The sequence below is a fragment of the Embleya sp. NPDC059213 genome, from assembly GCF_042754445.1.
GTDB lineage: Bacteria > Actinomycetota > Actinomycetes > Streptomycetales > Streptomycetaceae > Embleya.
The window spans coordinates 57,041-77,949 of sequence record NZ_JBHZAV010000001.1 but is presented as its reverse complement, the minus strand read 5'-3'; the positions used below and the strand labels follow the sequence as shown (position 1 = coordinate 77,949).

The window sequence follows — 20,909 nt, the reverse complement described above, 5'->3', positions numbered from 1 at the left end:
ACGCTGTGATTCGACGACTGTGATTCGACGGCTGTGCTTCAACGGACGGCGGAGCGATCGTGCGCCGCCACCATCAATTGGCCGAGCGCGAGCCCGCCGTCGTTGGGCGGGACCCGGTGATGCCGCAGCACGGTGAAGCCGTCCGCGCCCAATACCCGCGTACACGCCGACACCAGGAGCGCGTTGGCGAACACCCCGCCGGTCAGCGCGACCGCCGTCGGTCCGTACACCTCCCGCGCCCGCGCGCAGACCCGGGCGACAAGATCGGTCACCGCATGGTGGAAGCGGGCCGCGAGCACCGGAACGGGTACGCCCGCCCGCAGGTCCGACAACGCGGCGGTCAACACCGGCCCCGGATCCGCGACCAGCAACGCGGGAGCCGCAGCCGGCAGCAACGCGAAGGCGTAGCCCGCTCCCGGCTCCACGCCCACGGCGGCCGCTTCGAGCTCGATCGCGGCCTGCGCCTCGTAGCCCGCCCGATGACAGATCCCGATCAGCGACGAGAACGCGTCGAACAGTCGGCCCATGCTCGACGTCGGCACACAGCCGAGCCCGCGCACCAACTGGACCTCCAACACCCGCAGTTCCTCCGCAGGGCAGGCCGCGACCGGAGGCAGATCGGGCGACCACGGCAGGCCCGCGGCGTGCAGGTGCGACAACGCCATGCGATACGGCCGGGCGACCGCGCCGTCCCCGCCCGCGAGCGGGGCGTAGCGCAGGTGCGCCAGGCGCCGGTAGCCCGCGTAGTCGGCGAGCAGGAACTCGCCGCCCCACACCGCCCCGTCGTCGCCGTAGCCGGTGCCGTCGAACGCGACGCCGAGCACCGGCTGTGCACCGGTGAGGCCGTGTTCCGCCATCGCCGCCGCGACGTGCGCGTGGTGGTGCTGTACCGCCGTGACCGGCCGGCCCGCCACGTCGCGCCGCGCCCACGCGGTGGACCGGTAGCCGGGGTGGCGATCGGCGGCCAACGCCTGCGGCCGCACACCGGTCACCGCCGTCAGGTGCTCGACCGCGTGGCCGAACGCGGTCAGGGTCGCGATGTCGTCCATGTCGCCCACGTGCGCCGACAACCACGCCTGGCGTCCCTCGCCCACCGCGAACACGTTCTTCAGATCCCCGCCCGTCGCCAGGATCGCCGGGATCGGCGCCGGCAGCCCGATCGGCAACGGGGCCCAGCCGCGCGATCGGCGCACGAACATCGGCTCGCCGTCGACGACCCGCACCACCGAGTCGTCGCACGCCACGTGGATCGGCCGATCGTGGGTGAGCCACGCGTCGGCGAGCGACGCCAGTCGGGTCAGCGCCTGCGCGTCGTCGATCACGATCGGCGCGCCGGCCGGGTTGCCGCTGGTGAGGACGAGCAGTTCCGGCCCGGGCGGATCCCCCGGGAGGCCGAGCAGCAGGTGGTGCACGGGCGTGTACGGCAGCAGGAAACCCAGGTCGGGGCTGCCCGGCGCGACCGCGGGCGCGAGCCCGGAACCGCCCGCGCGCCGGCGCAACAACACGATCGGCCGGGCCGCGCCGGTCAGCAGCTCGCGCTCCCGGGGACCCACGTGCGCGTGCGGCTCGACGTCCGCGACGGAGCGCGCCAGTACCGCGAACGGCTTGTCGCCGCGGGCCTTGCGCGTGCGCAGCAGAGCCACCGCGTCGGGATTGCCCGCGTCGCACGCCAGGTGGTAGCCGCCGAGGCCCTTGACCGCGACGATCGCCCCGTCCGCGAGCATCCGCCGGGCCTGGGCGATCGGATCCGCGCCGCCGTCCACGCCGGGCCCGACCAGGCTCAGCCGAGGACCACACCCGTGGCACGCGACCGGTTGCGCGTGGAACCTGCGGTCGGCGGGATCGCCGTACTCGCGGGCACACTCCCCGCACATCGGGAACCGGGCCATCGTGGTGTGCGCGCGGTCGTACGGCAGGGCCGTGACGATGGTGAAGCGCGGGCCACAGTCGACGCACGTGACGAACGCATGCCGGTGTCGACGATTGCCCGGGTCGACCAGCTCGGCCAGGCAGTTCGCGCAGGTCCCCACATCCGGCGGGATCAGCGTCCGGCCCGACCCGCCGGCCGGCGACGCGAGGATCGTGAACCCGGCGACGCCGTCGACGGGCAACTCCTCGTCGCGCACCGACTCGACGGTGGCCAACGGCGGGGCATCCGTGCCCACCCGGCGCCGGAACTCCGCGACCGCGGCCGACGGGCCCTCGACCTCCACGACCACGCCCGCACCGGTGTTGACGACGTGACCGGCCAGGCCGAGCCGGTCGGCGAGGGTGAACACGAACGGCCGAAACCCCACCCCCTGCACGACGCCGCGCACCGCGATGCGCAGCCGCCGGGTGGCGATCAGGTCCGCGTCGGTGGTCAAGACACCTCCTCCGCGAGGTCGTGGGTGTGGGTGTGTCCGTCGTGCGTGTGGGTGTACGCAACGGCGGGTTCCTCGTCACGGCCGTGTTCGTGGCCGTGCCCGCCCGGGTCGCGGGCCTGCCGCGCCATCACCGGTACATGCGCCGGCGTGCCCGCCGACACCGCCAGCGCGCGATCCAACAGGCCGCCGACGCCCAGCCCGGAGCGGGCGGAGGTGAACAACACCTCGACCCCCGGGTTGACCTGCCGGACGTTGGCCAGGAACGTGGCCTCGTCGAACTCCACCGCCGCGGCGATGTCCAGCTTCGTCAGCACGACGAGATTCGCCAGCCCGAACGCCGTGGGGTACTTGAGCGGCTTGTCCTCGCCCTCGGTGACCGACGCGAGCGCCACCCGCAGGCTCTCGCCCAGGTCGTAGGACGCCGGGCAGACCAGATTGCCGACGTTCTCCACGAACAGCAGCCGCGCGTCGTCCGGCAGCCAGCCCGCCAGATGCCGGCGCAGCATCGCCGACTCCAGATGGCACAGGCCGTCGGTGAGGATCTGCTTCACCGGAACGCCCGCCCTGGCCAGCCGGGTCGCGTCGTTCTCGGTCGCGAGGTCGGCGGTGAGCGCCGCGACCGGTACGCCGCGGGAGCGGGCCGCCCGCAGTTCGGCCTCCAAAAGCGCGGTCTTGCCGCTGCCGGGGCTGGACAACAGGTTGACGGCGACGACACCTCGCGCGGCGAGTTCGGCGCGCAGCTCGCTCGCGCCGAGATCGTTCTTGGCGAGTACGGCCCGGCGGAGATCCTCGACACGGCACATGGGGTCAGCCCTCCTGGGCGGGTCGCGCGAAAGCAAGAGCGGGAGCCGGGGAGTCGGCCCAGGCGACGTCGACGATCTGCAACTCGCGGCCGGCAAGCAGTTCGGCCGTGGCGCCGTCGCACCGGGGGCAGCACAGGTCCGGTGGCATCCCGACCGCCCACTCCACCGCGCACGGCGCACAACGGGCCCGGGCCGGCACGGTCTCGACGATCAGCTCGGCGCCCCGCAACACCGTGTCCGAGCAGGCCAGTTCGAAGGAGAAGGACAACGCATCGGGGACCACGCCGGCGAGTTCGCCGACCCGCAGACGTACGGTCAGGGCGGCGCTCGCCCCGATATCCCGAGCGGCCTGCTCGACCTGCTCGACGACGGCCATCGCGATCGACATCTCGTGCATCGGTCCTCCTCCCGCAGGCGCCGGCCGCTGCGGCGGCTCGAACCGCGTCGAGCGGTGTGTCCGTCGCGGGTTCATTACAGGGGCCGGTGGCGACGTGTCCGGGGTACCCACGCCGTCACCGCCCCCACAGGTCAGCCATTTGCCGCAGCGCGACGCCCCCGCTCGCCGGACGGCCACCGACCGGGTGTTCACATCCTGCGCATGCGCAGGTAGCGCTTGATGTCGGGCAGGTTGGGGACGACAACGACGACGACGCCCAGGAGCGTCGCGCCGATCAGGATCTTTCGCACGCCGGTGCCTCTCTCGTGGTGGGGTGTTGCGGGTCGTGGTGGGGCGGGTCGGGTCGGTGCCGGTCCGGCCGCGTCGCAACCGGGTTCGGGGCCGCTTCGGCGGCGATTCGTGCGTCCGTATCGGTACCGCCGGCGGCCCGACCCGGCCGGGTGCCCGGCGGGGCCTCTTCGGCGAGCACCCGCAGGATCAGGGCGACCGCCTCGTCGACGGCCGCCGCCACCGGCGGGCTGAGGCCGATGCCCTCCGCCAACGAGGCGGGTTCGCACCCGACCACCAGGACACGGTTCGGTGGGCTGCCCCCGGTGCCCGCGCTGAGCGTGCCGAGCAGGGCCAGTACCGCGTCCGGTCCCATGCGATGGCCGTCGAGGAGGGCGGACCCGGGCTCCACCGAGCCGGCGACCGCCGCCTCGATCAGATAGACCGTGCCCGGCGCACCTCCGCGTGCGGTGGCATCCACCAGGACCAACGTCTGGTAGCCCTCCAGGAGTTGGTACGCCAGGTGCACGCCGCGTACGCCGAAGTCCACCACCTCGACCCCGGCAGGCAGCGGGTGACCGCCGAGCCGAGTGACCGTCTCCACGCCGAACCCGTCGTCGCCGAGAAAGATGTTGCCGACGCCGGCGACCAGTACGTGCGGGGTCGGACCGGCCTCCGGCGGTGGCTCGTGGGCGTTCACGCGTCCTCCGGGAAGCTGATCTCGTCCGGTTGGAAGTACAGGAACCGGCCCTGGAGCCGCCGCAGATCCGCGCCGGGATCGTCGTCCACGATCACCGCGAGGTGCACCGTGCCGTCGACGTCGTGCAGCACGGCCTCGACGAGAGCGTCGCGTCCGTGCAGGAAGAGATCCTGCGCGTCGGTGCGCCGAGGTCCCGGCCGCAGCCGGACCCGGCTGCCGGCGCCGACCGAGCGACCCTCGACGGTGACCCGGTCGGTCGCCGGGTCGAATCCGGCGTCGCTCGCCGGATCCCACCACGGCGTCTCCGGCGGCACGGACAGCGCGGGAGACGCGAACGGGTCGGACGAGAAGGCATCCGACGAGAGGCGGTCGGACGAAGGAGCATCGGACGCGAGGCCGGGCGACACCGGGACGCCGACCGCGAACGGGTCCGGCGGCAAGGTGCCCGCCGAGGGCGCGCCGATCTGCTCCGGCCCCCTGCCCCCGGTCACCTCGCGCAACGCCCGTACCGTGCCGTGCAGGCGTTCCCACACCTCCGGCGGCAGCGAGTCGGCGAGATCGACGGCCGCCCCGGCTCGGGCGTCGGTGCCGCGTGCCTCGCGCTTCTCCTGCTCGGTCAGCGCCGATGTGCGCAGGGCGAGGATCTCGTCGATCTCGGTGGCGTCGTACAACGCGCCCGGGCTTTCCGGCGCCACCTGGGGGTGGTCCTCCAGGATGATCGGCGAGGACAGGACCACGTCGTCGCGATCGCTCGCCAGGACCGGCCACGTGTGCAGGTTCCGGCACCCGTGCGAGGCGACCTTGGCCCACTCCGGCGGATCGGTCACGGACAGGAACGACCCGGCGGACAAGCCGAGCAGCACGTGCGCGGAGACCAGCGAACTGGGCAGCGCGGCCTCCCGGTCGGCCCGCGTCGGGGGGACCCATGTGCCGGTGTTCTCGACTTCGACGGTGAGCCTGAGCGTGGTGTACGGGCCGGGCAGTTCGGCGGTCCGGACCCGGATCACGCCGTCCACCCGCTCGCGTCGGTGCACCAGGCGGCCGATCGACCGGCCGTCGAGCTCGACCGGTTCGATCTCCTCGCGCGCGGGCCTGGTGAACGCGAACGTACCCCCTTCGCCGGCCAACCGGTCCACGGGAAGCACCAGTTCGATGCGCTCCTCGACGCCCTCGTCCCACGGCACGAACACCCGGTCCGGCAGTTCCAACTTCTCGACCCCCTCGAAGGCGCCGTCCTCGCGGACTCGTTCCACCGTGCGTCGTCGAGCGTGCAGGAAGCGCACCTGGACCGAGAGCGTCGAGCCCCGGCGCGGGTCGATCAGGCACTCGGTGCGCTGCGCGCAGTGTTCGGCGCTGTCGGCACCCCACGCCGGCGGTACCAGCACGCCGAACTGCCAGCGCATCCGGTTCTTGGCCGCCGACGCCCGGTACGGGTAGAGCACGTAGCCCTCGAAGAGCACGGCATCGGCGATCTGCCGAGCCGCCGCGAACCGCGCGGCGACCTCGGGCGTGAACACGGCCTCGCTCATCGCGCCGCCCCCTCGGTCGGCCGCCGGCTGAGACCGCCGAACACGGGTGCCGTGGACGGGGGTTCGGCCGCGTCGAGCAGCGCCCGCACGGTCGCCTCCCAGGACGGCAACCCGTGTCGGGAGCGGTACGCGAGCAACGCGTTCATCGCGTCGCGCGGCAGTCTGAGCCAGCCGCAGCCGGGGAAATGTTGCTCGATCATGTCGTGCCACACCCCCACCGGCAGGCCGAACCGGGCCTCCTTGTGCCACGGCACCGGCTCGACCCGAAAGCCGCCGGCGCCGGTGAACGCCGTACCGGAGAACAACAGCAGCAACGGCACCTCGCCCTCGGCCAGCGCGTGGAAGTAGCGGGACGAGGCGATGTCCATGTCATACGTGCACGGCACGACCAGGTCCACCTCGGTCTCGCCGGTGAACCCCGGCACGGTCAGCGAGACCTGCGCGAACTGGATCGGGTTGAGCGTGGTGCCCCACCGCGAGCGATCACCGAACAGCACGTCCAGCCGTTCGCCCTCCGCCGCGCCGTAGCGCCGCCGGGCCGGCTCGATCCGCATCTGGCAGCGCAACGCGAGCGCGTGCACCCGGGCGTCGTTCTCGGCGGTGATCCGCAACCGGAGAACCAGGGTGGGACCGGCCGCGTACGCATCGGCACGGGCGCCGACACACGTGAAGTTCAGCTCGGTCACGGCTGCTGCCCCTCGGCCGGGACGCCCGCCGGAACAGCGGGGGAAGCGGGGAACGCAGGGGCGACCGCCACGGGCCGGGCAGGCTCCGGGGAAACGGTGTCGGACGCCGGATGCGGTGCTTCCTGCGCGACGCCCTGCCCGGTGCCGCGGAGCACCTGTGCGCGGGCACGTACCCCGTCGAAGAAGGCCGCCAGATCGGCCCGGGCCTCGGCGCCGCCGTCGAAGCCCTGCCAGTGCAGGCGCATCCGGCCCACCAGTTCGTAGCAGATGTCGATCGGCACCAGGAAGCACTCGCTGCGCTCGTCGGCGCGCCGCACCAGCAGCGCCTCCACGTCGGGCCGCAACTCCCGGGCGAGCGTGCTCTCGCCGAGCACCGCCTGCCACATGTCCGGGTCGAGTTCGCTCTCGGTGGCGCCGGCCGGGCTCGGGTAGAACGCGACGAACCGGTCCAGGGCCGCGTTGCGGAAGAAGAACGCGGTGCCGACCGGGATCTGCAGGCTCTCCCAGGCGCCCTCGCCGAGGCTGTGGTCGGGATCCACGAGGTAGCGCTCGGGCACCGCGCGGAACCGGCCGCGCGCGGCGCCGCGTTGCTCGAACAACATCGCGCAGCCCCGGCACGCGCACGCCAGGACGCGCGCCTCGGTGTCGACGAGGTGCCGGTGTCCCGGGTCGACCTCCTGCCCGCACAGTTCGCACCGCTCGGGCCGCGGTGGTGCGGCCCGGCGAAACCGGCGCAGCCCCGTCGCCGCGGTCACCGCGTCACCCCGGCCGGGCGGGAGCCGATCTGGAGCAGCGCGGGCTCGGGCGGCGCGGCGGGCACGTGCTCCAGGTCGAGCGCGGTGACCTCGGGGGCGTGGCACGCGAGTGCGGCCTCGATCGCCTCGCGCGCGGTCCCCGCGGTACTCCCGCAGCCGCAGCCGGAGCTCTCGGCCGCCACCCGCAGCCGCAGGGTCCCGGACGTCGCGTCGAAGCCGAGCACCTCGGCCGGGTGATCCGCGACCGCGGTCAGGCCCCGGGCGATCCGGGTGTCGACGTCGTCGGGGTGCAGGTCGTGCAACACGAGCAGACCGGTGACCAGTTCGTCCGCCAGCACCGTGCGTCCGGCGGCCCCGGCGGCCCGGAGCAGGACCGCCAGCCGGGTGAGCCCGGCGCCGTAGAAGTCCATCAGGGCGCGCACCAGGTCCTCGGCCGCGGCCCGGACGGCCGGATCGTCCCGCTCGTCCAGGCCGGCCAGGATCTCCTCGACCCGCAGGCCGGTCTCGTCGGCGTTCACCCGCCCAGTCCGCTCAGGCCGGTGGGCATGTGCATCTCGCGCAGGGTCCGGCCCTCGCCGAGATACATGTGCACGCCGCACGGCAGGCACGGGTCGAAGCTGCGCACCGCGCGCATGATGTCGATGCCCTTGAAGTTCTCCGGAGGGTTCTCCTCGAAGATCGGCGTGTTCTGCACGGCGTCCTCGTACGGCCCCGGGGTGCCGAGAGTGTCCCGCACGCTGGCGTTCCACGGCGTCGGCGGATACGGGTGGTAGTTGGCGATCTTCCCGTCCCGGATGACCATGTGGTGCGACAGCACGCCGCGGACCGCCTCGGTGAAGCCGACGCCGACGGCCTGGTCGGGCACCTCGAACTTCTCCCACGTCTTGGTGTTGCCCGAACGCACCTCGTCGAGGGCCTTCTCGGCGAAGTGCACGGCCATCGCGGCCATGTACGCCTGGAAGTAGGTGCGGGCCCGGTTGCGTTCGAGGGCGTTGCTCCACTTGGGGATCTTCCACTCGAACGTGGTCTCGGGCTTGGTCATCGACTTCGGCAGGTTGATCACCACGCTGTGCCCGGTGGACTTGACGAAGCCGGTGTCGACCAGGCCGTTGAGCGCGGTGGACCACAGCCGGGCGAGCGGGCCGCCGCCGGTGTCGAGGGCGAGATAGTCCTTGCCGTCGTACCAGCGCGGCGACATCACCCAGCTGTAGTTGCCGGCGAAGTCCCGCTTCTGCGGTTCCGGGATGGTGTGCTGGTTCCACGGGTGGCGCGGATCCACGGGGTTGCCGAGCGGGTCGTGCGTGACGAACTGCTCCTGGCCCTCCCAGTCCTTGTAGTACGAACTGCCGAGCAGGATCCGGATGCCGAGGTTGATCTCGGTGAGGTCGTTGGTGATCAGCTTGCCATCCACCACGATGCCCGGGCTCACGTACATGCGCCGACCCCAGTCGGTCATGTTGCGATACGTGAAGTCGCAGTGGTCGGGGTCGTTGAGCGCGCCCCAGCAGCCGAGCAGGACGCGGCGGCGGCCGACCTCCTCGTAGCCGGGCAGCGCCTCGTAGAAGAAGTCGAACAGGTCGTCGTGCAGCGGGACGACGCGCTTCATGAATTCGACGTAGCGCATCAGCCGGGAGAGGTAGTCGGTGAACAACTGCACCGACGCGACCGTGCCGACGCCGCCCGGATACAGCGTGGAGGGGTGCACGTGGCGCCCCTCCATGAGGCAGAACATCTCCCGCGTGTATCGGCTGACCTGCAACGCCTCGCGGTAGAACTCGCCCTCGATCGGATTGAGCGAGCGCATGATGTCGGCGATCGTGCGGAAGCCGTGCTCGGCGGCGTGCGGGGACTCGGTGCGCTCGGCCAACTCCAGGACGCCCGGGTTGGTTTCGCGGACCATCTTCTCGCAGTAGTCCACCCCGACCAGGTTCTCCTGGAAGATGTTGTGGTCGAACATGTACTCGGCCGCCTCGCCGAGGTTGATGATCCACTCGGCCAGATGCGGGGGCTTGACGCCGTAGGCCATGTTCTGCGCGTACACCGAACAGGTCGCGTGGTTGTCGCCGCAGATCCCGCAGATCCGGCTGGTGATGAAGTGCGCGTCGCGCGGGTCCTTGCCGCGCATGAACACGCTGTAGCCGCGGAAGACCGACGACGTGCTGTAGCACTCGGCCACGCGTTTCTGCTTGAAGTCGATCTTGGTGTGGATGCCCAGGCTGCCCACGATCCGGGTGATCGGGTCCCAGGACATCTCGGTGAGGCCGCTGCCGTCACCGGCCGCCTTCGTCGTCGTCGATGTCATCGTGTGTGTGGCCCTTCTGGGGGGAAGACGTCGGCGAGCAGGACGCCGGCCGCGCGGACGGGGGTGGATCGGCGGGGCTGGTTCAGCGGGGCGCGCGGTAGCCCGTGGTGAGCTGGGGGCCGCGTCGGCGCCAGCGGGGCTCCTCGTCCACGGTCTTGGCGGTGATCGCGCGCAGCTTGCGGATCAGCACGCCGTACGCGCCGCTCGCGGTGCTGGAGACCTTGCCGCCGGGGGGTTCGTCCATGAAGGGCATGAACTTGTCCGGGAAGCCGGGCATGGTGCACGCGATACAGATGCCGCCGACGTTGGGGCAGCCGCCGATGCCGTTCATCCAGCCGCGCTTGGGCACGTTGCACTTGACCACGGGGCCCCAGCAGCCGAGTTTCACCAGGCATTTGGGGGAGTCGTAGGTCTTGGCGAACTGGCCCTGCTCGTAGTAGCCCGCCCGGTCACAGCCCTCGTGCACGGTCGCGCCGAACAGCCAGGCTGGGCGCAGCTTGTCGTCGAGCGGGATCATCGGCGCGGAGCCGGCGAGCTGGTAGAGCAGATAGGTGAGCGTCTCGGAGAAGTTGTCGGGCTGGATCGGGCACCCGGGCACGCACACGATGGGCAGGCCCGCCTTGGACTTCCAGTCCCAGCCGAGATAGTCCGGAACGCCCATCGCGCCGGTCGGATTGCCGGCCATGGCGTGGATGCCGCCGTAGGTCGCGCAGGTGCCGATGGCCACGATGCCGGTCGCCTTGGGCGCGAGGCGGTCGAGCCATTCGCTGGTGGTGATGGGTTGACCGGTCTCCGGGTCGTCGCCGAAGCCGCTCCAGTAGCCCTCGGCCTTGATCGACTCGTTGGGGATGGAGCCCTCGACGACCAGGACGAACGGGTCGAGCTCGCCGCGTTCGGCCTTGAAGAACCATTCGATGAAGGTGTCCGCGCCCTGCACGGGACCACACTCGAAGTCGATCAGCGGCCAGTGGACCGCGATCGCGGGCAGCCCGGGCAGGGTTCCGGTGACGATCTCCTCGATGCTCGGTTGCATCGCGGCGGTCAGCGCGACGGAGTCGCCGTCGCAGCTCAAGCCGGCGTTGATCCACAGAATGTGGATCAGGGACGGATCCGGATCGGCCGGGGTCGGGGTGGTCTGGGTGGAACTCGCGGACGTGGCGCTCATGAGGACGCCTCCTCGAAGGTCATGAGTCCGACAAAACGGACTTGTGATCTTCATATCAGCAGGTGGCGGGATGTTCAGAACGTTTCGCCCGTCCGGGGGGTGTTGCGCGTCCGGAGGGTGTAATCGGGTGGGCGGGGCGCGGAGGGCTCGACGGCGGCGCGGGAGGGTGCGTGTCGTGCCGAACCGGATGGGCGAGACGGGGGTGGAGGCTGCGTCTCTCGGGGGTGGCTCGGACGATCGGGCACGGGGACGGGCGAGGGGATGGTCGCCGGTCGGGACACGGCTTGGGTGCGGCTCGGGCGCGGGTCGGGCGTCGGCGGGGGTGGGGTCGCCGTGGCGAGCCGTGGCCCACAGGGTGGGGCGGTGCCCTCGTCCGGGGTGTCCGCCGGACGAGTCCGGCCTCGCGCGTGAGATGGGCGACGCGGCGCTGCTCGACGCGGGGCGCCGTCATGCTCCCGGCGCGCGCTCGGTATTGCCGGTTCCAGCCGGGTATATAACTCTTTCGTCCTTGGGGAACGAGGCCGCGGGGGGTGGCGATCGCCGGTACCGGCCGGATGGAGCAGGCCGGTACCGGCGATGGTCAAGGGCTGGGTGGCGGGCGTGGTCAGGCGACTGCGGTCTTCCAGATTGCGTACGCCACGCCGTCGGCGTTGCGATTGAGCACCGTGGCGTCGATGTTGCTCGTGGTGTCACACGCGGAGTGGTAGCACGAGTCGTAGGAGGCGCCGGCCGTGCCGCCCCACTTGGTCGCCTGCGCCGAGCTCTTGATGGCGCTGGCGCCCGCGGCGTAGCCGGAGGTGGGGATGCCGGCTCGCTGGAAGGAGTAGTCGTCGGAGCGGCCTTGGCCCTCGACGTTCTCCTCGGGACGCAGGTTCAGCGTGTCCCAGTACGCCTTGAGGGGCGCGGCGGTGGCCGAGTTGATGTTGTTGATGAAGTAGCCCGCGTTGCGTGAGCCGACCATGTCGAAGTTGTAGTAGCCCTTGATCGAGGAGCGCTGCGCCGAGGTGAGTTGGCTGACGTAGTACTGCGAGCCCTGGAGGCCCTGTTCCTCGCCGGCCCACCAGCCGAAGCGCACGTGCTTGGTGAGGGTCGGGTTGGCCTGGGCGAGCGCGAGGGCGTTCTCCAGGAGGGTGGCGGAGCCGGAGCCGTTGTCGTTGATGCCGGGTCCGGCGGAGACGCTGTCGAGGTGGGCGCCGAACATGACGACCTGGTTGGCGGGGCCGCCGGGCCAGTCGGCGATCAGGTTGTTGGAGCGGTATCGGCAGGAGGTGCAGACCTGCTCGGACACGGTGAAGCCGGCGGCCTGGAGCTTGCTCTTCACGTAGGCCACGGACGCGGTGTAACCGGCGCTGCCCGCACGGCGGTTGCCGCCGTTCTGCGACGCGATGCGGTTGAGCTGGGTCAGGTGCGCCTGGACGTTCGCCACGTTGATGTCGGGCGGCGCCAGGCTCCGGTTGCCGGGCCCGGTGACGGCCTGCGCCTGGGAGCCGGGCGGCGCGGGTGGTTCGGCCGCGGACGACTGGGTCGCCGAGCCGAGGGTTAGGCCGACGAGTAAGGCGAGGACGGTCCCGGCGGTGGTCAATGTTCGATTCATCGAGGCTCCTTTGGTGGAAGGCAGACCTCGACCACGCCACCGACCTGCTGTCGTGGGCACCTCGTGAGGGCCGCAGACGACCGAGCAGGACGGGGTCGTGCTCGAGCAAGCGAAACACTCACACAGGCGTCCGTGCCGGGCGAAGGGACCCGGCCGAACCGGCAAATTCCGGGAAACGGGCCCGCCTCGGGTGCTCCGGGGCTGCGACCGGGTGCCGTGTACCGACCCGCGCGCGCCGCCGCACGCACATCGTGGCCTCGGATCACGCCGCTGCCGAACACCACCGGGGGAGAGGACGGCGAGGACACCGGAGCCTGTGCGGCGCGACCACCGCGGCGCCGATCGCGACCGCGTGCAGCCCGTTCGTCATTCCGTCGGGGAAGGCGTCCCGTACCGGCGCGGGCAGCGAACGCGGCCGCTCCGGGGGCAGGTTGGCGATGTCTTCGGGGCATCTTGGGATGTCGCCGATGCTCGAACAGACAGCCGCGACGCCCGTTTCATCCGGTGAGCGTCCCCAACCGCGAAGGTATCGCTTGCGTGCCGCTGGAGCAGGCCATGCCGGCTCCGTGACCGGACCGGCCTCGGTTGCCGGACGGCATTGCCCGATCCGGAGCGTCGTATTCACGTCCGGGGGAAGTGCGGGACGGCTACCGAAGGATCTTCATGGCGGAAGAGCTGTACGCGACGTCGAAGAGCAACCGGGGCGACATCGTGATTCGGTTGCTGCCGAACCACGCGCCGAAGACGGTGAAGGACTTCGTGGAGTCGGCGACGGGCGAACGCCGATGGGCCGACCCGAACATCGGGTAGCCGGGCAATGAACTGCTGTACGACGGGACGGTGTTCCACCGGGTCATCGACGTGGTGACGATCCCGGTTCTCGGCAATGGGTCGGGGTGTCGCTCGGCGTCGTGCCCGCCGATGGTGCCCGGTGTGCCTGCTTCGTCCGAGGAACCTAACCGGGGGGACGGGCGGGGTCGTGTGTTTGCGTGGTGGTTCGTGAGTCCAGGTGGGCCAAGAGCAGTGATTGCAGGTCCGGGGTCAGGGCGATGACGTCCTCGCTCGTCGGAACCAACGCCAACCCGCCGTTCTTGGGGATGCCGCGGTGAAACGCCGCGTCGACCCTGCTTGCCTCGAACAGACGCCCGTCCGGGGACAGCACGAGACTGTGTTCCTTGTTGCCGGTCTCCGGCGCGATCGTCGCCAGTTCCCAGGCCTGGCCGACCGCCTCGAAGACCCGCACCAACTGCTTCTTGCGGCCGAACAGGCCGGCTTTCTCCTCGCGGGTGTCGACGTGCAGGAACAGTGATACGAGCTTCCGTGTGGGCAGCCGCCCGGCCACGTCGGCCACGAAGGTGGCGAGCTCGGGAGTCATCCGAACTCCCCGGCGCGAGTCGATGCCCCGGAGCCTGAGGTGCTCCCGCTCTTCCGCGAACTTGATCTGTTCGACCTCGTGCTCTCGCCTTCGAGCATCGTCGACCGGCTCCATCCGCCACCCCCGTGTTCCTGGTGCCGGGCACGATAGTCCGCGATGGGCCGTCGTGACTCGGGAATGGCGAAGAACCGCCGGGGGAGAGGACGGAACGAGCGGCCGGCATCGGAGGCCACCTTGGTGTTGGGCGACCTCGGATAACTGGCCTGAGCGAGTGTTGTCTCATTGCCGGTCGTGGTGATCCCCTGGTCCGCGAACAGCCGAGTGGCGGCGGCCAGGACGCGTTCCCGTGCGCCTCGCCCCGGCCGTTGCGCCGGCTGCGCGGGTACGTCCGCTTCCGTCTCCGGTGCCGCATTCATGGGGCGAGTATACGGCGGCGTTTACTTCCGGTGTGGCGGGTGGGTAGAGTTGCATCCATCCAAGTAAACGTTTACGTTTACCTTTGTGTGGGTGAGGAGTACTTCATGGGTCGGTCCGGTCATACCGAGCTGAGTGGTTACGCGGAGCGGCTGATCCGCGGCCGACGAGCCGTGCGTGCGTTCCGGCCCGACGCCGTGGCCCCGGAGACGATGCGTGCGATCTTTTCGCTGGCCGGCGCTGCGCCGTCCAACTCCAATACGCAGCCGTGGCGGGTGGAGGTGATCAGCGGTGCGCTGCGCGACCGTCTGGCGGACGCTCTGCAGGCGGCCCACGCCGCACGCCGTACCTCCGCCGACTTCCCGTATCGCGACGACATGTACGCGCCGGTGCAGCAGGAACGGCGTGCCGCCTTCGGTGCCGAGCTCTACGGCGCGCTGGGTATCGGCCGTGACGACACCGCGGCCCGGGTGGCCTACGACGCCGAGAGCCTGCGGTTCTACGGCGCACCGCACGTCGCGTTCCTCTTCGTCTCCTCGGGCCGTGCCGACGCGCGGCCGGCCGCGGATGTCGGCGCCTACATGCAGACGCTGCTGCCGGCGATGGCCGCGTACGGCGTGGACAGCTGTCCGCAGGGGCTGCTGAGCTTCTACGCCGATACCGTGCGCGGCGAACTCGGCGTCAGCGAGGGGAAACTGCTGGTCGGGGTCTCGTTCGGCTACGCCGACGGTGCCGCACCGGTGAACCGGGTCAGCGCCGGACGCGTGGAACTGGCGGCGACTACGACGTTCCACGACCAGGCCGCGTCCGATGGATGGGATGTGGTGGGAGTTCGTGGGGGCTGACCGGCGGCCGGGGGAATCCGATCGACCCGTTGTTGCCGGATCGTACGCGGGATGCCCTCCGGTCCGTCGGCCTGCCAAGCCCGGAGGTACGTCGCACGCGGTCGTGACGGCGGACCGCCGCCGAGTTGGGTCGAGACTTCGAAGCAGCGACGGATCGCCGACACCGCAGGCGTCCGGCCGTCGCACGGTTTGTCCAGGGCTGCCAAGGCCGCCCTTTGGATGGCGACGCCGAAGTGCCCCGGTCGTACACACCGCCCCGGCGGGAGGAAATCCACCGAACCGGACCGCCGTCTTGGCCGTCCGACGTCGGGCCGGCCTCCCGGGGGCCGGCCGCCGGGCCGCCATAATCGGCCACCGCGTCGCGGCGAATGCCTCGCGTTTATACAGGGGTGATTCAACGCATGGCCGGGTACGTATGTGCATGCTTAATTGGCGCTTCCGAGTGATTGATAAGAATCACCCTCGAAGAATGCCGATTATGCGCCTGCTTGCTGTTGTACTCGGCGATGCCCTTGCGGTATATGCCGTGCCATCGGAGACAAGGAGCGCACGTGAACGCCAGGTTCAAATCCACCCTATTGCGACGCTCGACGGTGATCTCGGCTGCGGTTGCCGTGGTCCTGACTCCCCTCACGTCCTTATCCCAGGCCACCGCGGCGCCTTCCGGCACTCCGCGCCCAGCACAAGCCGATGCCGCCGCCGTCGGTGAAATCACCACGTTTGCGGACAAGTGCCTGATGGTGGCGAACCGGGATCCCAGCGACGGCGCCCGAATCGTGCAGTATCGGTGCGAGGGCGACCCCACTCAGCACTTCACCCTCGTCCCGATCGGGGGTGGGATATTCGAGATCAAGACCTTTGCGGACAAGTGTCTGACGGTGGCGAACCGGGACCCCGGCAACGGTGCCGCGATAGTCCAGTCGCGCTGCCAAGGCGACCGCATTCAGCGCTTCACCCTCGTCCCGGTCGACGCCGGGAAGTATGAGATCAAGACCTTTGCGGACAAGTGTCTGACGGTGGCGAACCGGGACCCCAGTAACGGTGCCGTGATAGTTCAGTCGCGCTGCCAGGGTGACCCCATTCAGCGCTTCACCCTCGGCTAGGTGTATCGACCGCGAGCGTTGTCGACGGTCGGGTCCTGATCGTGGCGAAGACCTCCGGTGTGGTGGAGGTGTCCAGGCTCCACACCACGCACGGAGGTCTTCGCGCCCGTACCGCCAACCGCCAACCGCGAAGTCCTACTTCGTGGAACGAACACCGGGGGACGTTCGATGGCGCACCTGCGGCGAGGTCGCCCCGGAGAGGTTAGGGAACCCTAAGTCGTCGCCGGTATAGTGCGGTCCGTGCAGCAGGTCACGAGGTCGGGCGGCGGCCCGACGCGCGAGGTGGAGCCGCCGTATGCCCTCACCACGTCACGTTTGGGGCGGGAGGCGCGTCCGGGCGGGCATACGTGGGAGTCGCATCGCCACCTCGACCACGAGTTGTTGTGGGGCGTCGTGGGGTCGGTCACCGCGGTGGTCGAGGGGGTGTCGTGGGTGGTGCCGCCCACCGTGGGGTTGTGGTTGCCCGCCGGCGCGGCGCACGAGGTGACGACCGGGCCCGGCACCGACTTCTACGCGACGTACTTCAGGACCGAGGTCTTCGCCCCCGCGTGGGCGTGCGACCTGCCCGGTCTGGTGCCGATGTACGGGGCGCTGCGCGAGGTGTTGTTGCACATGCGGCGCTACGACATGCCGTTCGCCGCGCGCTCGCGAGCGGAGCGGGTGGTTTTCGACATGCTCCAGCCGTTGGAGGTGGCTGCGGTGGATGTGCCGATGCCGCGTGATCCGCGTGCGTTGGCCGTGGCCCGGGCATTGGTGGCCCGGCCGGCGGATCCGCGTGGGCTGGACGAGTTCGCGCGCTGGTCGGGGTGCAGTGGGCGTACGTTGACCCGGGTGTTCACCGCGGACACCGGGATGGGCTTCGTGCAGTGGCGGATCCAGGCGCGGGTGCGCGCGGCGTTGACGTATCTGGCCGCCGGTTTGCCGGTTTCGGTGGTGGCCCGTCGGGTCGGATACGACAGTCCCAGTGCGTTCGTGGCGGTTTTTCGCCGGGTCACCGGTCGCACACCCGGTCACTGTTTCGGGCTCGTCTGCGACGAGGACGTCGAGCATGGGCCGGTCGGCGTACGATCCGCCGCGGGTGCCTGAAGCGTCTCCGACACCCGACCCGCAGCGGGCGCTCGGCCCTGTGCGGGCGCCGACCAAACCTGCCACAGCCCCGCGTAGCGCCCGCCCGCCGCCACCAGGTCGTCGTGCCGTCCCTGTTCGACGATCCGTCCGTGATCCAGGACGATCACCCGGTCCGCGGTCGCGGCCTGCCGGAGGCGATGGGCGACCACGATCGCGGTGCGCCCGTCGAGCACCGCCGACGCGGCGGCCTCCAGGGTGCGGGCGCCGGCACTGCCCGCGTCCGCGGTCGCCTCGTCCAGGACCACGATCGGCGGATCCAGGAGCAGGACCCGGGCGAGCGCGAGTTGCTGCGCCTGAGTGGCGGTCGGGGTGTGTCCGCCGGCGCCGATGCGGGTGTCGGGGCCTTCGGGCAGCGCGCCGACCCACCCGTCGGCGCCGACCGCTGCGAGGACGCGTGCGATCGTCGCGTCGTCCGCGTCCGGTCGGGCCAGCCGCAGGTCGTCGGCGAGGGTGCCGGCGAAGACGTGGACCTCCTGGGTGACGATCGCGATCTGCCGGCGGCCGGCGGTGCGGCCCAGATCGGTGAGCGCCACCGTGCCGAGCCGGATCGTGCCGGCGGTGGGTGTGCGGACGCCGGCGATGAGCGTGGCGGCGGTCGACTTGCCCGCGCCGGTCGTGCCCACCAAGGCGACCCGCTCGCCCGGTGCGATCCACAGGTCGAGCCCGGTGAGCACGTCGGGACCGTCGGGGTAGGCGAACGAGACGTGCTGCACGTGTACGGACGCGTCGTGCGGCGTCGGCGGGTGGGTGGGTTCTTCGGCGCGCGGGAGAAGGGTGACTCCGACCAGTCGGGCCAGGCCCGCGGCGGCTTCCTGGAGTTGGTCGAAGACGGCGAGCAGGGAGCCGACGGGGTCGAAGAGGCGGTGGAAGAACAGTGCGGCGGCGGTCGCCTCGCCGATCGAGACCGTGCCCGAGCGGACCAACTGGAATCCGACGGCGAGTACCGACGCGAGCCCGACGAGTTCGGCGGCGTTGAGTCGGCCGAAGAAGCGCGTGCGCAGCCGGGTCGCGGTCAGGCTCAGGTGGATCGAGGCGTGGGAGCGGTCGGCGACGGCGTCCAGGTGGGCCGGGCCCAGTCGCAGCGCGGTGACGGTGTCCACGGCGCCGAGGGCGTCCAGGAGGCGCTGGGCGCGTTGTCCCTCGGCGATCCGCTCGGCTCGGTACACCGGTGCGGATCGGCGCAGGTACCAGCGCAGCGCGCCGATCTGGATCGGCGCGGCCACCAGGGCGGCTAGGGCGAAGCGCCAATCGAGGGTGCCCATGCCGATCAGGGTCAGCACGATGGTCGACAGCGCCGTGGTGAACACCGGGACGGTTTCGGCGGCGGCGTCCGCGACCACGCGTACGTCGCCGCCGACGCGGGCGACCAGGTCGCCGCGGCCGGTGCGCTCGATGTCGTCGATGGGTAGGTCGAGCGCCCGGCCCAGGACGTCCTCGCGCAGGTCGGCCACCATGCTCTCGCCGACCCCGACGACCAGGTAGTGGCTGATCGCGCCCGACACGGCCTGGGCGAGGGCGATGGCCGCGAGCAGGCCGGCCAGAACCGTGACGTGCGATCCGGCGTCGGGCCCGTGCCGGTCGACGGCGTCGACCATGCGGCCCAGGACGAGCGGGCCGGCCAGGCCGATCGCGGTGGAGGCGGTGAGCAGGGTGACCGCGGCCAGGGCCCGGCGGCCGTGCGGGCGCAGCAGTTGTCGGGCGGCGGATCGGGTCTGTGCGGTGTCGGCGACGGGGAGCAGGGGTGGTTCGGGTGTCGGGTCGGCGTGCCGGGTCATGCGAGTACCAGCTTGCGGTAGGCGGGCGAGACGGCGGCCAGTCGGGCGTGGGTACCGGTGGTGCCGCGGGTGGCGTCGGCCGCGAGCACGATCACCCGGTCGCATACGGCGAGCAGGGTCGGGCTGGTGGTGACCAGGATCGTGGTGCGGCCGACCCGGTCGGCACGCAGGCCGGCGGCGATCCGGGCCTCGGTGACGGTGTCGACCGAGGTGGTGGGGTCGTGCAGGACCAGGATCGGGGCGCGGGTGGCCAACGCGCGGGCGAGGGCAAGGCGTTGGCGTTGGCCGCCGGACAGGGACAGGCCCTGTTCGGTGAGGGTGGTGTCGAGGCCGGCGGGCAGGGCCGCGATGTCCTGGTCCACGCAGGCCGCGGCGAGTGCGGCTCGGACCGCCTGTGGCCGGGCCCGCCCCGATGCCCCGACATTGTCGGCGATGGTGCCCGCGAACAGGGCGGCGTCGTGGGGTGGGGCGACCACTGTTCGGCGTAGGTCGTCGGGGTCGAGTTCGGGCACGGGTATGCCGTCCAGGTGCAGGGTGCCGGCGTCGGGGTCGCGGCGCCGGGCGAGGACGTCGACCAGCGCTTTGGCGTGTACGGCGTCGTCGGTGATGATGCCGACGAACTCGCCGGGCTCGACGGCGAAGCCGACGTCGATCAGGCCGCCGACGCTCAGCCGGTCCGCGCGGACGTGGCCGGCCGGCCGGCCGGTGTCGGTGCCCGCGGGGGTGCGGGTGCCCGGGCCCACCGCCGGGTCCGTCGTGAGCAGGGCCACGACCCGGCGTGCCGAGGCGCGGGCGCGGCCCAGGCCGGAGGCGAAGTAGGCGACGTCCACCAGGGGGCCCTGGAGGAACTGGGCAAGACCCACGACGGTCACCAACTCGCCCACGGTGATCCGGCCGCGCGCCGCCAGGTGCGCGCCCACCAGGGCGATCAGCGCCAGAAGACCGCCGGTGAGCAGGGTGTTGGCGGCGGTGTACCAGGCCTGGGCGCGTTCGGTGCGCAGCGTCGCGGCGAGTGCGGCGCGACTGTCGCGGCGGTAGCGGCGGGCGGCCTCGGAGCGGGCGCCGATGCCGTCCAGGACGCGCAGTCCGGTGAGCAGGTCGGTGGCGATGGCACCGGCGCGGGCGGCGAGTTCGTGGTCGTGTTCGCTGCGCCGTTCCAGCGGGCGGCTCAGGTATTGCATCGCGATCAGTACCGGTGGCGTGCCGAGCAGGACGAGCAGGCCCAGCGGGACGGAGATCACCAGGAGCGCGACCGCGGCCGTGACGATGGCCGCGGCCGCCGCGAGTTTGCTGCTGAGGGTGTGGGTGAACCGGGCCACCGTCTGCGCGTCGGAGGTGGCGAGCGCCACGAGTTCGCCGGGCATCCGTCGCGGTGTCGTGCCGTGCGGGTCCAGTGCCCGGCGGGCGACGGCCATTCGCACGTCGTGGGCGCCGTACTCGGTGACGCGGGCGGCGGCGCGGGCGGCGAAGCGCCACGAGCACAGCAGGCCGACGAACACCACGGCCAGCACGCTCAGCCCGTGCCCGAGCGCGGCCGCGTCGCCGGTGGCCACCGCTTGGTCGATCACCACACCGACGACGACCGGGACGGCCGCCTCGGCCACCTGATGCCCGGTCAGGCCCACGGAGGCGCCGACCAGGTATCGGCCCCGTCGATCGCCGGTGAGCGCGTACCGCAACACGGCGCGTGAGGTCACGGGCGTAC

General features: G+C 71.4%; 16 protein-coding genes and 3 pseudogenes. 4 read left to right on the top strand and 15 right to left on the bottom strand.

What is annotated here, in order from left to right; genetic code table 11:
- Window positions 1–38: 38 nt before the first annotated feature.
- From hypF to ACFXMF_RS00295, 12 genes and pseudogenes are all read right to left on the bottom strand, one after another.
- Entirely contained in the window at window positions 39–2,366 is a 2,328-nt protein-coding gene (gene hypF / locus ACFXMF_RS00350) for a carbamoyltransferase HypF (protein ID WP_379988418.1), read from the bottom strand.
- Window positions 2,363–3,169 carry a hydrogenase nickel incorporation protein HypB gene (gene hypB / locus ACFXMF_RS00345; protein WP_360305762.1) on the bottom strand — a complete coding sequence of 269 codons (807 nt, stop codon included), beginning with the start codon at window positions 3,167–3,169 and terminating at the stop codon, window positions 2,363–2,365. The genes hypF and hypB overlap by 4 nt, the downstream gene beginning before the upstream one ends.
- A 4-nt stretch (window positions 3,170–3,173) precedes the next feature.
- A complete protein-coding gene (locus ACFXMF_RS00340) occupies window positions 3,174–3,566 on the bottom strand; it encodes a hydrogenase maturation nickel metallochaperone HypA (RefSeq protein ID WP_360305764.1) in 393 nt (130 codons plus the stop codon).
- Window positions 3,567–3,754: 188 nt separating this feature from the next.
- Window positions 3,755–3,856, bottom strand: coding sequence for a DUF6893 family small protein (locus ACFXMF_RS00335; RefSeq protein ID WP_379988420.1), 102 nt, complete (start codon window positions 3,854–3,856; stop codon window positions 3,755–3,757).
- Window positions 3,841–4,533, bottom strand: coding sequence for a hydrogenase maturation protease (locus tag ACFXMF_RS00330; RefSeq protein WP_360305766.1), 693 nt, complete (start codon window positions 4,531–4,533; stop codon window positions 3,841–3,843). The genes ACFXMF_RS00335 and ACFXMF_RS00330 overlap by 16 nt, the downstream gene beginning before the upstream one ends.
- Window positions 4,530–6,062 carry a hypothetical protein gene (locus tag ACFXMF_RS00325; protein WP_379988422.1) on the bottom strand — a complete coding sequence of 511 codons (1,533 nt, stop codon included), beginning with the start codon at window positions 6,060–6,062 and terminating at the stop codon, window positions 4,530–4,532. Before ACFXMF_RS00325 ends, ACFXMF_RS00330 begins: the two co-directional genes overlap by 4 nt.
- Entirely contained in the window at window positions 6,059–6,748 is a 690-nt protein-coding gene (locus ACFXMF_RS00320) for a DUF6084 family protein (RefSeq protein WP_360305770.1), read from the bottom strand. The genes ACFXMF_RS00325 and ACFXMF_RS00320 overlap by 4 nt, the downstream gene beginning before the upstream one ends.
- Window positions 6,749–6,888: 140 nt before the next feature.
- Window positions 6,889–7,503, bottom strand: a pseudogene (locus ACFXMF_RS00315) (DUF5947 family protein); the annotation flags it as partial.
- Window positions 7,500–8,021, bottom strand: a complete 522-nt coding sequence (locus ACFXMF_RS00310) for a hypothetical protein (protein WP_379988423.1) — start codon at window positions 8,019–8,021, stop codon at window positions 7,500–7,502. The pseudogene ACFXMF_RS00315 and the gene ACFXMF_RS00310, both read right to left, overlap by 4 nt.
- On the bottom strand, window positions 8,018–9,805 hold the full coding sequence (locus ACFXMF_RS00305) for a nickel-dependent hydrogenase large subunit (RefSeq protein WP_360305774.1): 1,788 nt from the start codon (window positions 9,803–9,805) through the stop codon (window positions 8,018–8,020). Before ACFXMF_RS00305 ends, ACFXMF_RS00310 begins: the two co-directional genes overlap by 4 nt.
- Window positions 9,806–9,887: 82 nt before the next feature.
- Entirely contained in the window at window positions 9,888–10,970 is a 1,083-nt protein-coding gene (locus ACFXMF_RS00300) for a hydrogenase expression protein HypE (protein ID WP_379988424.1), read from the bottom strand.
- 74 nt (window positions 10,971–11,044) lie between these two features.
- Window positions 11,045–12,588, bottom strand: a pseudogene (locus tag ACFXMF_RS00295) (M28 family metallopeptidase).
- 639 nt (window positions 12,589–13,227) lie between these two features.
- On the opposite strand from ACFXMF_RS00295, the pseudogene ACFXMF_RS00290 reads away from it, so the two are divergent.
- A pseudogene (locus tag ACFXMF_RS00290) lies at window positions 13,228–13,461 on the top strand (peptidylprolyl isomerase); the annotation flags it as partial.
- Between the two features lie 58 nt (window positions 13,462–13,519).
- On the opposite strand, the gene ACFXMF_RS00285 reads toward ACFXMF_RS00290, so the two are convergent.
- Entirely contained in the window at window positions 13,520–13,939 is a 420-nt protein-coding gene (locus ACFXMF_RS00285; RefSeq protein WP_379988425.1) for a hypothetical protein, read from the bottom strand.
- A 521-nt stretch (window positions 13,940–14,460) separates the two neighbouring features.
- Between ACFXMF_RS00285 and ACFXMF_RS00280 the strand changes: the two genes are divergently transcribed.
- From ACFXMF_RS00280 to ACFXMF_RS00270, 3 genes are all read left to right on the top strand, one after another.
- Window positions 14,461–15,198 (top strand): nitroreductase, encoded by a 738-nt coding sequence (locus tag ACFXMF_RS00280; RefSeq protein ID WP_379988426.1) that lies wholly within the window; start codon window positions 14,461–14,463, stop codon window positions 15,196–15,198.
- A 551-nt stretch (window positions 15,199–15,749) separates the two neighbouring features.
- Complete coding sequence (locus ACFXMF_RS00275) at window positions 15,750–16,301, top strand: RICIN domain-containing protein (RefSeq protein WP_379988428.1); 552 nt, start codon at window positions 15,750–15,752, stop codon at window positions 16,299–16,301.
- A 240-nt stretch (window positions 16,302–16,541) separates the two neighbouring features.
- Complete coding sequence (locus tag ACFXMF_RS00270) at window positions 16,542–17,387, top strand: helix-turn-helix domain-containing protein (protein ID WP_379988429.1); 846 nt, start codon at window positions 16,542–16,544, stop codon at window positions 17,385–17,387.
- Here ACFXMF_RS00270 and ACFXMF_RS00265 read toward each other — a convergent pair.
- Complete coding sequence (locus tag ACFXMF_RS00265) at window positions 17,312–19,204, bottom strand: ABC transporter ATP-binding protein (RefSeq protein ID WP_380017640.1); 1,893 nt, start codon at window positions 19,202–19,204, stop codon at window positions 17,312–17,314. The two genes, ACFXMF_RS00270 and ACFXMF_RS00265, sit on opposite strands and share 76 nt — an antisense overlap.
- Complete coding sequence (locus ACFXMF_RS00260; RefSeq protein WP_379989008.1) at window positions 19,201–20,901, bottom strand: ABC transporter transmembrane domain-containing protein; 1,701 nt, start codon at window positions 20,899–20,901, stop codon at window positions 19,201–19,203. The genes ACFXMF_RS00265 and ACFXMF_RS00260 overlap by 4 nt, the downstream gene beginning before the upstream one ends.
- Window positions 20,902–20,909: the final 8 nt, after the last annotated feature.